13 protein-coding genes are annotated in these 11370 nt (G+C 68.6%); 8 read left to right on the top strand and 5 right to left on the bottom strand.

All coding sequences use genetic code 11. The features are described 5' to 3' along the window. Nucleotides 1-149: 149 nt before the first annotated feature. Complete coding sequence (locus IEY31_RS01220) at nt 150-1364, bottom strand: saccharopine dehydrogenase family protein (protein ID WP_188968207.1); 1215 nt, start codon at nt 1362-1364, stop codon at nt 150-152. 58 nt (nt 1365-1422) lie between these two features. Between IEY31_RS01220 and IEY31_RS01215 the strand changes: the two genes are divergently transcribed. After that, nucleotides 1423-1830, top strand: a complete 408-nt coding sequence (locus IEY31_RS01215) for a hypothetical protein (protein ID WP_188968205.1) — start codon at nt 1423-1425, stop codon at nt 1828-1830. A gap of 6 nt (nt 1831-1836) precedes the next feature. On the opposite strand, the gene IEY31_RS01210 is transcribed toward IEY31_RS01215, so the two are convergent. The 4 genes from IEY31_RS01210 to IEY31_RS01195 all read right to left on the bottom strand — a co-directional run bounded on the left by IEY31_RS01210 (nt 1837) and on the right by IEY31_RS01195 (nt 4745). Beyond that, on the bottom strand, nt 1837-2568 hold the full coding sequence (locus tag IEY31_RS01210) for a CDP-alcohol phosphatidyltransferase family protein (RefSeq protein WP_229723237.1): 732 nt from the start codon (nt 2566-2568) through the stop codon (nt 1837-1839). Between the two features lie 101 nt (nt 2569-2669). Next, nucleotides 2670-3035 (bottom strand): hypothetical protein, encoded by a 366-nt coding sequence (locus IEY31_RS01205; protein WP_188968203.1) that lies wholly within the window; start codon nt 3033-3035, stop codon nt 2670-2672. After that, nucleotides 3032-3913 carry a hypothetical protein gene (locus IEY31_RS01200; protein ID WP_188968201.1) on the bottom strand — a complete coding sequence of 294 codons (882 nt, stop codon included), beginning with the start codon at nt 3911-3913 and terminating at the stop codon, nt 3032-3034. The genes IEY31_RS01205 and IEY31_RS01200 overlap by 4 nt, the downstream gene beginning before the upstream one ends. A 127-nt stretch (nt 3914-4040) precedes the next feature. Next, nucleotides 4041-4745: a YqhA family protein gene (locus IEY31_RS01195; RefSeq protein WP_229723236.1), complete on the bottom strand. Its 705-nt coding sequence runs from the start codon at nt 4743-4745 to the stop codon at nt 4041-4043. Nucleotides 4746-4801: 56 nt separating this feature from the next. Between IEY31_RS01195 and IEY31_RS01190 the strand changes: the two genes are divergently transcribed. The 7 genes from IEY31_RS01190 to IEY31_RS01160 all read left to right on the top strand — a co-directional run bounded on the left by IEY31_RS01190 (nt 4802) and on the right by IEY31_RS01160 (nt 11241). After that, entirely contained in the window at nt 4802-5623 is an 822-nt protein-coding gene (locus tag IEY31_RS01190) for an APH(3') family aminoglycoside O-phosphotransferase (RefSeq protein ID WP_188968196.1), read from the top strand. 62 nt (nt 5624-5685) lie between these two features. Beyond that, nucleotides 5686-7149 (top strand): MBL fold metallo-hydrolase RNA specificity domain-containing protein, encoded by a 1464-nt coding sequence (locus IEY31_RS01185; RefSeq protein WP_188968194.1) that lies wholly within the window; start codon nt 5686-5688, stop codon nt 7147-7149. A 32-nt stretch (nt 7150-7181) separates the two neighbouring features. Then, entirely contained in the window at nt 7182-7679 is a 498-nt protein-coding gene (locus tag IEY31_RS01180) for a DUF3105 domain-containing protein (RefSeq protein ID WP_188968192.1), read from the top strand. A gap of 392 nt (nt 7680-8071) precedes the next feature. Then, on the top strand, nt 8072-8944 hold the full coding sequence (locus IEY31_RS01175; RefSeq protein ID WP_188968190.1) for an ABC transporter substrate-binding protein: 873 nt from the start codon (nt 8072-8074) through the stop codon (nt 8942-8944). Between the two features lie 73 nt (nt 8945-9017). Next, nucleotides 9018-10079 (top strand): FecCD family ABC transporter permease, encoded by a 1062-nt coding sequence (locus IEY31_RS01170; RefSeq protein WP_188968188.1) that lies wholly within the window; start codon nt 9018-9020, stop codon nt 10077-10079. Next, entirely contained in the window at nt 10076-10897 is an 822-nt protein-coding gene (locus tag IEY31_RS01165) for an ABC transporter ATP-binding protein (RefSeq protein ID WP_188968186.1), read from the top strand. Before IEY31_RS01170 ends, IEY31_RS01165 begins: the two co-directional genes overlap by 4 nt. 5 nt (nt 10898-10902) lie before the next feature. Then, complete coding sequence (locus IEY31_RS01160) at nt 10903-11241, top strand: (2Fe-2S) ferredoxin domain-containing protein (RefSeq protein WP_188968183.1); 339 nt, start codon at nt 10903-10905, stop codon at nt 11239-11241. The last annotated feature ends 129 nt before the right edge of the window (nt 11242-11370 follow it).

Here is an 11370-nt window from a genome sequence, read left to right as displayed (position 1 = left end):
ACAGGAGGCAGCATGGCCCAGTATCGCGCATGCCGCCCGGCCTGTTCTGTCTTAAAAGCGGGTCTTGACGTTGGGCCGTGATGAACGCGCCGCCCAGCCTCAGCGGCACAGGGGCGGCGCGTCCGGTGCGGCGGCTCTGGTCTTACCCTCTATTTGACCAATTCGATGCCGGCCAGTTCGTCCACCGGCAGACCCCAGGTGTTCATGGCGTCGATGAAGGGATCGGGATCGAACTCCTCGACGTTGTACACGCCCGCCTTCTTCCACACGCCGGTCAGCATCAGCATCGCGCCGATCATCGCCGGGACGCCGGTGGTGTAGCTCACGCCCTGCGCCTGCACTTCCCTGTACGTCTCGGCGTGATCGCTGACGTTGTAGACGAAATGCACCTTTTCCTCACCGTCCTGGCCGATGCCCTTGGCCTGCACGCCGATGCAGGTCTGCCCGGTGTAGTTGGCGGCCAGGGACTCGGGCGCGGGCAGCACGGCTTTCAGGAACTCGATGGGGGCAATTTGCTGACCCCTGAAATCAATCGGCTCGATAGAGGTCATGCCGATGCCTTCCAGCACGTTCAGGTGCTTGATGTACGCCTCGCCGAAGGTCATCCAGAAGCGGGCACGCTTGATGGTGGGGAAGTTGACCACCAGTGATTCCAGTTCCTCGTGGTACAGCACGAAACTCTTGCGGGTGGCCACTTTGGGATAGTAGATGTCCTGGCTGATTTCCAGCGGCGCGGTTTCCACCCACTGGCCGTTTTCCCAGTAGCGCCCGTTGGCCGTGATCTCACGGATGTTGATCTCGGGGTTAAAGTTGGTGGCAAAGGCCTTGCCGTGGTCACCGTTGTTGCAGTCCACGATGTCCAGGTAGTGGATTTCCTTGAAGTGGTGCTTGGCGTGGTAGGCCGTGAACACCTGCGTCGCGCCGGGATCGAAGCCGCAGCCCAGCAGCGCCATCAGGCCGGCCTTCTCGAAGCGTTCGCGGTAGGCCCACTGCCAGGAGTACTCGAACTTCGCCACGTCCTTGGGCTCGTAGTTGGCAGTGTCCAGGTAATGCACGCCGGTTTCCAGGCAGGCGTCCATGATGGTCAGGTCCTGGTACGGCAGCGCCACGTTGATGACCATCTCCGGGCCGAACTCACGAATCACCCGCACCAGTTCCGGCACGTTGTCGGCGTCCACCGTCGTGGTGCTGAACCGCGTCTGGCTGTTCGGCAGATGCTCGTGAATCTCGGCCACGACCGCGTCGGCCTTGCGGACCGTGCGGGTGGCGATCAGGACTTCCGTGAACACGCCGTCGTTCTGCGCGCACTTCTTGGCAACGACGTTGGCCACGCCGCCCGCTCCGATAATGATGACCTTGCTCATGGGCCGGAGTGTAGCGCGGCGGCGGTTTGGGGAGCGCTCGGGATAGGCTGGCGGGCAGATGAGCAAGCGTCCTCGCCCCACGAAACAAGCGGACCAGCACTCCGGCAAACGCCCCGGCACACCCGCCATCAGGACCGCTGAGATGCGCGAGATTACCCCCGCCGAACGCGGGCGGGCCACGCGCAGCTTCTTTCTGATTCTGCTGGCGTTCGCGGCGGGCATCGGCGTGATCGTTGCCACGCTGGCGTTCCAGGGCCGCGCCGCCCGCGACTACGGCGGGCGGGTGATGCAGGCGGTCCAGGCCACCAACCCGTCCGCGAACGCGTCCTACGGGCTCAAATGCGTCACGGCGCTGCCGGGCCCGCTGCCGCGCGGCATCCTGGACTGCGACGTGACGGTGGACCGGGGCAGGGTGGGCGTGGTGCTGCAGGCCGAGGGCGACCGGCAGTACCGGCTGGGCGAGTAGAGACCGTCAGCGCGTGTCTTGCGCCCCCACCCGCCTGACTTCCCCCTCGCGCCACCGCTGTACCCCCAGCAGCACCAGCGCCTGTGCCGGCAGCGAGCGGGTGTACAGCCGGGGGTGACCCGCCAGCAGACACAGGCCCAGAAACGCCAGTTGGGTGGTCAGCCCCAGATTGGCCGCCACCGCCGTAATAGGCAGCGGCGTGTAGGCCCGGCGGTCCTCGGGGGTCGGGGAGTCGCCCACCACCACCCTTAGCCGCGCCTCGAACCACCCGCCCAGCGCCTGCTCTTGCGGCAGAAAATAGGCGGCGTACACGGCTTTCAGGGCCGCCAGCACGCGCGGATTATCGCCGGCCTGCGCCGCCGCCTCGCGGAAGACCTCGCCCCTTGCGGCGCGGTGGTCCCGCTCCCACAGAAAATCGGTGGTCAGGATCAGGCTTTGCAGGAGGGTCAGGGGCACGCCCGCCCGGCCTGCAATCGCCACGTTCAGCGCCAGATCGACCGCCAGATCCATCTCGGTGTCCAGGTAGCGGCCGGTTTCGGTGGTCTGCCCGGTGGCGCGGGCCAGCTGGCCGTCCAGATTGTCCAGCACGGTCTTGAGCTGAAGCAGCAGCGCGGGGGCGAGGCGCGAGCGCCACCACGGGCCGCCGCGCCGGATCAGCCACGCGGCGGAGACCCCCAGCACCGTGTGGAACAGCACCACATGGGTGGGGTATACGTTCAGGCGGGCCAGCGGGTCCACCAGCCGTTGCGCCAGCGGGCGGTAGACCCGCTCGTTGAGGCGTTCGTCGGCAGGCCGTTTCTTGCGCGTCTGTGCGAGGCTGGAATGTGGTCTTTTCCGGCCTATCGCCGCCCCCCGTACTTGGGCGGCCCCTTCTTGACCCCGGCGTAGCGGTTGCGTTCCTTGCGGCGCTGGGCGCTGCTCAGGCCACTGCCGGCCTTGCTGCTGGCCGTGCCGGTGGCAGCGCGGCGCGGCGCAAAGGAATCCACCAGCAGGAAGCGCGCCATCGGCACGTAAAGGATCAGGATGAAGATCAGGCTGCCCCACCAGGTATTCAGGTACGGCCGCAGCGGCGTTAGCGACAGCAGGCTGCTGATCAGCGTGGCGACGGTGGCGAACAGGATCACGCGGGTGAACAGCTTGAGCATCTTGATCCAGTTAAAGCCGGGATCGGGATCGGGGGTGGTCAGCCAGCGCCAGAGGTTCATGGAGTCTCCTGGGGGGGCAGCGCGGTGGGATTGATCCGGGCCGCAAAGGCCTCCAGGCCGTCAAACTCCGCCTGACCGGGCTGCAGGTCCAGCCGCAGCGTGGTCAGGTGCATCTTCGCGGCAATCCGGTCCAGGGCCGCCGCTGTTGCGCCGTCATGGGCGGCCGAAGCCAGCACCAGTCCGCGCACCGCGCTCTTGCCCGCCAGCAGCGAGGCCGCGCCGAACAGTTCGCGCTCGCCGGCCGGAACCCTGGCCGCGTTCTCCATGCGCTCCGCCCGGCGCAGCACGTCGCCCTGCGGCAGCTCGGTCGAGAAAACGCCGTGCAGGCCCGCCGCCTCCAGCGCGGGGCGCAGACCGCCCGCCAACACGTCCTCGGCCAGCAGGGTGCGCGGGCCGATCACGGCGACCGTGGGCAGTCCGGCGCGGCCCAGCGCGGGCATATTGACCCGGGGTTCGGCGGCCAGCGGGCGGACCTTGGCCAGCGCCCCGCGCACCGCGCCGCCGTTGTGTGAGACGCGCAGCCCCACCTCGGCCGCGTGGCCTTCCAGTTCGGGACCGCCGCTGTCCGGCACCGCGATCAGCGTGGGCAGCCCGCTGATGCGCCGGGGCAGCAGCTCGGTCAGGGCCTCACTCCAGGCGTCGCCCGACACGGCGGGCCACTGTGGGACCAGCACGGCGTCCACGGCCTCCAGCGCCAGGATGCGGCCCAGCGCCAGCTGCACGGTGGTCGGCTCGTCCGGCAGGCTCTGCTGGCCCAGCGCCAGGGCCTCTGCGTCGTCCACGGCCGGCGTCACGGCCTCCACGTCCAGTTCTTTAAGGTACGCCGCCCAGTACGCCCGGAGGCGCGAGGCGGGGGAATTTAACAGGCCAACTCTCATTGACCGCAGTCTACGCGGCGCGGGCGCTGGAGAAGTCGCGCCTCTCTCTATTGGCAGGTCCGTCGGCTGGACCGGGCTTCAAATCGTCGCGGCAGAGACTGAATGCGGCGGAACGATGAGGTTGACCCTAGCCCTCTGCCCCGGCGTCGGCCTGCACCTGGCCCTTGGCCTTGCCCTCGGTGACCTCCGCGGCCCGCTGCACGTCCTCTTCCTCGATGTGGCGCTGCTCGTCGTCGTGTTCGAACAGCTCGCGGCGGGCGCGCAGCTTGGCCTCGGGCTGCTGCAGGTCACTGCCCTGGCCGTGGTGGACCCGCTGGAAGAAGATCAGCGCTCCGCCGGCCAGCGCCAGAGACCCCGCGAAGTACAGCGTTTCCTGGGGGTCTTGCCAGCGCACGAAATGCTCCAGAAAGGTCACGCCCAAAATCACCACGATCACCGAGATGATCTTCTGTTCCAGGTCCGCCAGACTTTCTACGCCCAGGGCGCTGGTCAGGTTCAGCGGCGAGATGAACAGCGAGTACAGGCCCACCCCGATCAGGTAGAACACCACCGCCTTGAGCATGGTGGACACGATCTCCAGGAACTCCACCGCCAGGCTGCCGCGCTGGCTCTGAATGCCGCTGGTAAAGGTGTCGTGCCAGGAGTCGTACAGCGTCGAGACGGCCAGGACCGTGCCCTGCAGAAACAGGCTGAACGACACCAGCAGCACCGCCACCACCGCGATCAGCACCACAAAGCGCGTGCGCCCGATGACGGCGGAAAACCAGTCGGTCTGGCGTTGCGGGCGCGGCTGTGCGGCGCGGGGACGGTCTTTCGGTCGGGTGGAGGTCACGCGCCCATGATGCAGTGTCCGGCCGGGCCGCGACTGCATGTTCTATCCTGCCCCCCGTGCCTGCTGACGCCCGCGAAAGTCTGAGCCTTCCCCCTGCACTGCGCCGCGTGCTGCCTGCCGCCCGCTGGGAGCGCGTCACGACCGGCGAAAGCGGGGCGGGCGTGTGGAAGTCGCAGCGGTTCGTGGTCAAGGTGCAGGCGCGGGGCGGCCTCCCGTCCTCAGGCCCCCAGCCCCCGGGGCTGCAGTTTCCCGCCACCCTGCAGCAGGAGCGCGAACGCCTGCGCTGGTTTGCGGGCCGCGTGCCGGTGCCGCGTGTGGTGGGGTACGAGGTGGAAGGTGGTCTGGAATACCTCGCCATGACCCGTGTGCCGGGCCTGGACGCCTCGCACCCCGACGTGCTGTTTCACCCGGACCGGCTGGTGAACCTGCTGGCCCGCGCCCTGCGTGAGCTGCACGCCCTGCCGCTGCGCGAGTGCCCCTTCAACATGTCCCTGAGCGTGGCCCTGGCCCGCGCCCGCGAGCGGGTGGCGGCGGGGGTGGTCGACGAGAGCGATTTTGACCGCGAACGCCAGGGCCGCACGGCGGTCAGCGTCTTCAACGAGCTGGCCCGCACCCGCCCTGACACAGAGGATCTGGTGGTCACCCACGGCGACGCCTGCCTGCCCAACGTCATCGTGAACGGCGAGTTCATCGACGGCCTGATCGACGTGGGCCGCGCCGGCATTGCGGACCGCCACGCCGATCTGGCCCTGACCCACCGCAGCCTGGGCCGCAACCTCAGCCCCGGTTACGCCGAGCAGTTTCTGGACCTGTACGGGCGCGACCTGGTCGATCCGGACAGGCTGGCGTACTACCGCGTGCTGGACGAACTGTTCTAGGGCAGCGTTCAGGGCAGACACCAGAAGTATTTCCTGCCCCCATCCCCACGCTAAAATCCCCCATGCGACTCCAGAGTTTCGGCGCGGCCTGTACGGTCACGGGCAGCATGCACCTGCTGACCCTGGACGGCGGGCGGCGCATCCTGATCGACTGCGGACTGTTTCAGGGCGGCGAGGCGCTGGAGGTCCGCAATCACGAGCCCTACCCCTTTGACCCGGCGGACCTGGACGCGGTGATCCTGACCCACGCGCACCTGGACCACGTGGGCCGCCTGCCGCTGCTGGTGAACCGGGGCTACCGGGGGCCGGTGTACTGCACGCCGCCCACTGCCGCGCTGGCCGGGACCGTGCTGCTGGATTCGGCCCGGTTGCAGGTGGAGGGCTACCGCCAGGACCTGCGCCGCGCCCGCAGGCAGGCCCGCGAGGAGGAGGTTCTGCCGCCGCTGTACGACGAGGAGGACGTTCACCGAACCCTGGCCCTGCTGCGCCCGGTGCTGGAATTTGGGCAGACGGTCACGCTGGCGGGCCTGCGCGTCACCCCCGGGCGGGCCGGGCACATCCTGGGCAGCGCGTATCTGCTGCTGGAATCGGCAGACGGGCGGCTGCTCATGAGCGGCGATCTGGGCCACCGTGAGAGCGGTCTGCAACCCGACTTCACGCCCCCGCCGCAGGCCGACGCGGTGGTCCTTGAGACGACCTACGCCAACCGCCGCCACCGCGCGTGGCCCGCCACCCTGGCCGAGTTCAGCGCCGCCCTGCGGCAGGCGGTGCGGGCCGGCGGCAAGATCCTGATTCCCAGCTTTGCCATCGAACGTTCGCAGGCCATTCTCTCTACCCTGCGGAAGCTGATGGAGTCCGGCGAGGTGCCGCGCATTCCGGTGTTTCTGGATTCCCCGATGGCCGCCCGCGCCACCCGCGCGTACTTCGAGTTCGGCGACGAGCTGATCCCGGAGGTCCGTGACGCCCTGCGCTCCGGCGAGGACCCGTTTGCGCCCAGCACGCTGCACGTGGTCCTGACCGGCGACGAGTCGCAGCGCATCAACCGCTACGACGGCCCAGCCGTCATCCTGGCAGGCAACGGCATGATGACCGGCGGGCGCATCCAGCACCACCTGCGCCACCACCTGTGGAAACCGGGGACCAGCCTGATCATCGTGTCGTACCAGTCGCCGCTCAGCCTGGGCGGGCGCATCGTGGCCGGGGCCGAGACGGTGCCCATCATGGGCGAGGACATCGCCGTGCGGGCCAGGGTCCACACCATCGGCGGCTTTTCCGCCCACGCCGATCAGGACGATCTGCTGGCCTTTCTGGAGACGGCTGGAACCCCCCATGTCTGGCTGGTTCACGGCGAGGTTCCCGTGATGCAGGCCTTTCTGCCGGTCCTCGCCTCGCTCGGCCTGAAGGGAGACATCGTGCCGGACCGGCAGATGGTGGACCTGCGAGGCAGCGGCTTCAGCGGGGGCCGCCCGCCGGGTCTTGTGCCGGACCCTGAACCGACCGGCGCAGAGGTCAAGGGCGGCCATTAATCCTTAACATGGCGCCGCTATGCTGGTCAGCGATGAAACGCGCCCTGTTTTCTTTCCTTCTCCTGACCCTGACCGCCTGCGGCAACAGCACCAAGCTGGAGGGCCTTCAGACCTTCACCTACGCGGCGGGCGATCACCGCAGCGGCTCGCTGGTGTACGCCGAGAACCCGCCCGCCGGGGGGGCCCACAACGCGCTGTGGCAGAACTGCGGCGTCTACAGCCAGGAGCTGTACCGCGAATACGCCGTGCACAGCCTAGAACACGGCGCCGTGTGGATCACCTACCGTCCCGATCTGGACGCGGCGGGGGTGGCGCAACTCAGGGCCCTGGTCGACGGCCGCCCCTACACGCTGCTCAGCCCTTACGCGGGCATGGACACGCCCATCGCCGCGAGTGCCTGGGGTGCGCAGATCAAGGTGGAGAGTCCGGACGACGCCCGCCTGAAGCCCTTTCTGGACAAGTACGAGCAGGGACCGACGGCCCCCGAGCGCGGCGCGGCCTGCTCAGGCGGCTACAGCGGCGTCAGATAGGGAAGGGCTGGTCACCGCTGGTCATGGGGCGGCGCCTGAGCCGGGCCGCAACCAACGCGCCTCGCTGTGCCCCTGTGCCCTGCCGTATACTCGGGCCGACGGGCGTGGGGAAAGCCGGTGACTGCCGCAGGAGACTTCAGCCTCCAGGCACATTCCGGCACTGTCGCGCAACGGTAAGCCGCCCTCTGATGGACTCCGGGGGCGGAGAGTCCGAACACCTGGCCCGTCCACGTTCCCACCCACGGGAACGTGCGGCTGACCTCTCGCGGAAAGGAGGGAACGCCCGTGCGTGGCCCTCTGTGTCGGGTGGCCCACCGTGACGGACGCTTCTGCTTTCCGCCCCAAGTTCCGGGGCGGTTTTTCTGTGCGTGGGGCTAGGCCAAGGAGCCAACATGAAACCCATCCTGACCCGCACGCTGACCCTGACGCTGGCCCTGACGGGCCTGGCCGCCGCCACCACCTACCCGCTGACCCTGACCGATGACCTGAACCGCAAGGTGACCCTCAGGGCCGAGCCGAAGCGCATCGTGAGCATGCTGCCCAGCGACAGCGAAACGCTATGCGCGATTGGGGCCTGCGACAAGCTGGTGGGCGTCGACGATTACAGCGACTACCCGCAGAAGGTCACCACCCTGCCGAAGATGGGCGGGCTGTACGATCCCAGGATCGAGGCCATTGTGGCCCTGAAGCCCGATCTGGTGCTGGTCAGCAGGTACGGCAAGATTGTGGAGCCGCTGACCCAGGCGGGCATCACTGTGGTTGCCGTGAATCCCGAAACCTATGAGGAAGTGTTTGCCAAGACCCTGGTGCTGGGCCGGATCGTCAACCGGGAAGCACAGGCCAAAAATCTGGTCACGCAGATGCGCCGCGACATCGCCCGTACCGAGATTCTGACCAAGAATGCGGTGAAGAAGCCCAGCGTCTACGTTGAGGTGGATCCCACGCCGTACAGCATCGGCCCCAACTCCTTCATGGGCGTGCTGCTGACCAAGGCAGGCGGGCGGAACATCATTCCGGCCAGCATGGGCGACTTTCCCAAGGTGGACCCCGAGTTCATCGTGAAGGCCAACCCGCAGCTCATTCTGGGCGTGGACGCGAAGGTGGCAGCGGCCCGGCCCGGCTGGGGCAGCATGACGGCGGTCAAGGCCGGCAAGGCAATGGCGCTGCCCAAGGAACTGGACACGATCTTCTCGCGCCCGGGCCCGCGCATGCCGCAGGCGCTGGCCGGGCTGGCCAGGCTCATTCATCCGGAACTGTTCAAGTAGGTCCTGGCCGTTCGGGTGGAGGGTGCAGGTCACCGTATGTTCTGCCGCGCCAGGACGGGGGAGGTGAGGGGAGATGGGAAGTGACGCGCAGCGGGACGCCCCGCGCGCTGAGGCGCTGCCGGCTGCTGCCCTGGCTGCTGAACCGCGCTGGGTGTGGCCGCGCACCCTGCTTCTGCTCCTGCTGCTGCTGTCGGCCATCGTGCTGGGCACCGGGCTGGGCAGCGTGACCATTGCGCCGGGCGAGGTGCTGGGGGCGCTGTGGCGCGGTCTCGCCAGCCAGTTCACCGGGGCGGAACTGGGCAGCAACGACGTGATCGTGTGGCAGATCCGCCTGCCGCGCGTGATGATGGGCGTGCTGGTGGGGGCCAGCCTGTCGGTGTGTGGCGGCGCATTTCAGGGCGTGTTCCGCAACCCGCTGGCCGATCCGTACCTGCTGGGCGTGGCCAGCGGCTCGGCGCTGGGGGCCACCCTGGCGATCGTGCTGAACTGGCCGCGCCCTCTGATTCCGGTGTCGGCGCTCTTTGCGGCGCTGCTGGCGGTGGCCGCCACGCTGTCGCTGGCGCGTGAGGGCCGCCGTTTCCCACCCACCCGCCTGATTCTGGCCGGGGTGGTGGTGGGCAGCGTCCTGAGTGCCGCCACCACTGCCCTGATCCTGCGCGGCGAGGACCGCGCCCGGCAGGTGCTGGCCTACACCCTGGGCGATCTGGGCTTCAGCGGCTGGCGCGACGTGCTGACCGTGCTGCCCTATGCTGGCCTGGGCTGCGGCGTGCTGCTGCTGCTGGCCCGCGCGCTGGACACCCTGCAACTCGGAGACCTGACCGCCCGCTCGCTGGGCGTGCCGGTGGAACGCCTGCGCCTGATCGTGGTGATCGCCGCCAGCGTCGCCACGGCCGGGGCGGTGGCCTATGTGGGCGTGATCGGCTTCGTGGGATTGATCGTGCCGCACATGGTCCGGCTGGCCTTTGGGGCGAGTCACCGCATCCTGCTGCCGCTCTCGGCGCTGCTGGGCGGCGCATTGCTGGTCTACGCGGACCTGCTGGCCCGCACCTCGCCGCTGTCACAGGTGGGCATCGTGACCACGCTGCTGGGCGGCCCCTTCTTCCTGTGGCTGCTGCGCCGGGAGAAGGACATATGAGGACACTGCCGCAATCTCCAGGGCTCCCCACTGCACCCGCCGACACCCTGGAGGCCGTCAATCTGCATGTCCACGCCGGAACTTTCCCTGCGGTGCGTGGGGTGAGTGCCCGCTTTGAGACCGGGGTCTTCTCGGCGGTGATCGGTCCCAACGGCGCGGGCAAGTCCACCCTGCTGCGGGCGCTGCTGGGCCTGAACAGGCCCGAATCCGGCGAGGTGTGCCTGTTCGGGCGTCCGCTGCAGGGTTGGAGCCGCCCGGAACGTTCGCGGGCGCTGGCCTACCTGGCCCAGAGCGAGGGCCTGCCCGACGCCACGCGGGTCCGCGATGTGGTGGCATTAGGGCGCGGCGCGGGCGAGTGGCGCTTCGGCCTGCTGCCCACCCGTCCCTGGACCGACGCGGACGAGGCGGCGGTGGACAGCGCCCTGGACCGCACCGACACCCGCCGCTTCGAGGCACGCAAAGTGACTGAACTGTCCGGCGGCGAGCGGCAGCGGGTGGCGCTGGCCCGCGCCCTGGCCGGGCAGCCGCGCTTCCTGCTGCTGGACGAACCCACCAACCACCTGGACCTGGCCTACGCCCTGGAAGTGATCCGTTACCTGCGCTGCGAGGTGGCCGGTGGCCTGGGTGTGGTGGCCGTGCTGCACGACCTGAATCTGGCGGCGCGGGCCGACTGGCTGCTGCTGCTGCACCAGGGGAAAGTGCTGTCGGCAGGCCCGCCTGAAACGGTGCTGACGCCGGGGAACCTGCTGGCCGCCTACGGCGTGCGCGCAAGAGTGGTGCGGGATGCAGACCGCCTGCTGGTCATCCCGGAGGATTGAAAGTTATGGCCCCCAAGTATTTCAAAACCTCCGGTCACATCCTGGTCTGCCAGGGGCCGAACTGTCAGGCACGCGGCTCAGCGCTGCTGTACAAGGCGCTGTGGAATCACCTGGAACGCGCCTCACTGGCGTACTACAAGACGGGCGGCAGCATCCGCCTGACCGAGAGCGGGTGCCTGGGCTCGTGCAGTTACGGCCCCAGCCTGTGCGTGTACCGCCAGACGCCGCAGGGGCTGGAGGAAGGCTGGTACGCGGCGGTGGACTTCCCGCAGGCGGCACGGATTGCCCAGGCCGTACACGATGGGGTGGCGTTGCCCACCGAACACCAGTACGGCCCGGAATAATGCCTGGTGGGTAGCCACTGCCCCCTGAAATTCAGCCTGCCCTTCCCGGCATAGATCGTGGGCCGCCCGCCCTGCATGGGGTAGCGCGTGGCCTGGGCAGCAGCGTCGTGAAATCCTCGCGCAGACCCA

The organism is Deinococcus aerolatus (assembly GCF_014647055.1).
GTDB lineage: Bacteria > Deinococcota > Deinococci > Deinococcales > Deinococcaceae > Deinococcus > Deinococcus aerolatus.
This window is presented reverse-complemented; position numbering and strand designations above follow the sequence as displayed.

Bases quoted from the DNA above. Each gene is read 5' to 3' on its own strand.
- IEY31_RS01170 (WP_188968188.1), top strand. From the start codon at position 9,018: ATGGGAAGTGACGCGCAGCGGGACGCCCCGCGCGCTGAGGCGCTGCCG.
- IEY31_RS01165 (WP_188968186.1), top strand. From the start codon at position 10,076: ATGAGGACACTGCCGCAATCTCCAGGGCTCCCCACTGCACCCGCCGAC.
- IEY31_RS01160 (WP_188968183.1), top strand. From the start codon at position 10,903: ATGGCCCCCAAGTATTTCAAAACCTCCGGTCACATCCTGGTCTGCCAG.
- IEY31_RS01205 (WP_188968203.1), bottom strand. From the start codon at position 3,035: ATGAACCTCTGGCGCTGGCTGACCACCCCCGATCCCGATCCCGGCTTT.
- IEY31_RS01180 (WP_188968192.1), top strand. From the start codon at position 7,182: ATGAAACGCGCCCTGTTTTCTTTCCTTCTCCTGACCCTGACCGCCTGC.
- IEY31_RS01200 (WP_188968201.1), bottom strand. From the start codon at position 3,913: ATGAGAGTTGGCCTGTTAAATTCCCCCGCCTCGCGCCTCCGGGCGTAC.
- IEY31_RS01220 (WP_188968207.1), bottom strand. From the start codon at position 1,364: ATGAGCAAGGTCATCATTATCGGAGCGGGCGGCGTGGCCAACGTCGTT.
- IEY31_RS01175 (WP_188968190.1), top strand. From the start codon at position 8,072: ATGAAACCCATCCTGACCCGCACGCTGACCCTGACGCTGGCCCTGACG.
- IEY31_RS01215 (WP_188968205.1), top strand. From the start codon at position 1,423: ATGAGCAAGCGTCCTCGCCCCACGAAACAAGCGGACCAGCACTCCGGC.
- IEY31_RS01185 (WP_188968194.1), top strand. From the start codon at position 5,686: ATGCGACTCCAGAGTTTCGGCGCGGCCTGTACGGTCACGGGCAGCATG.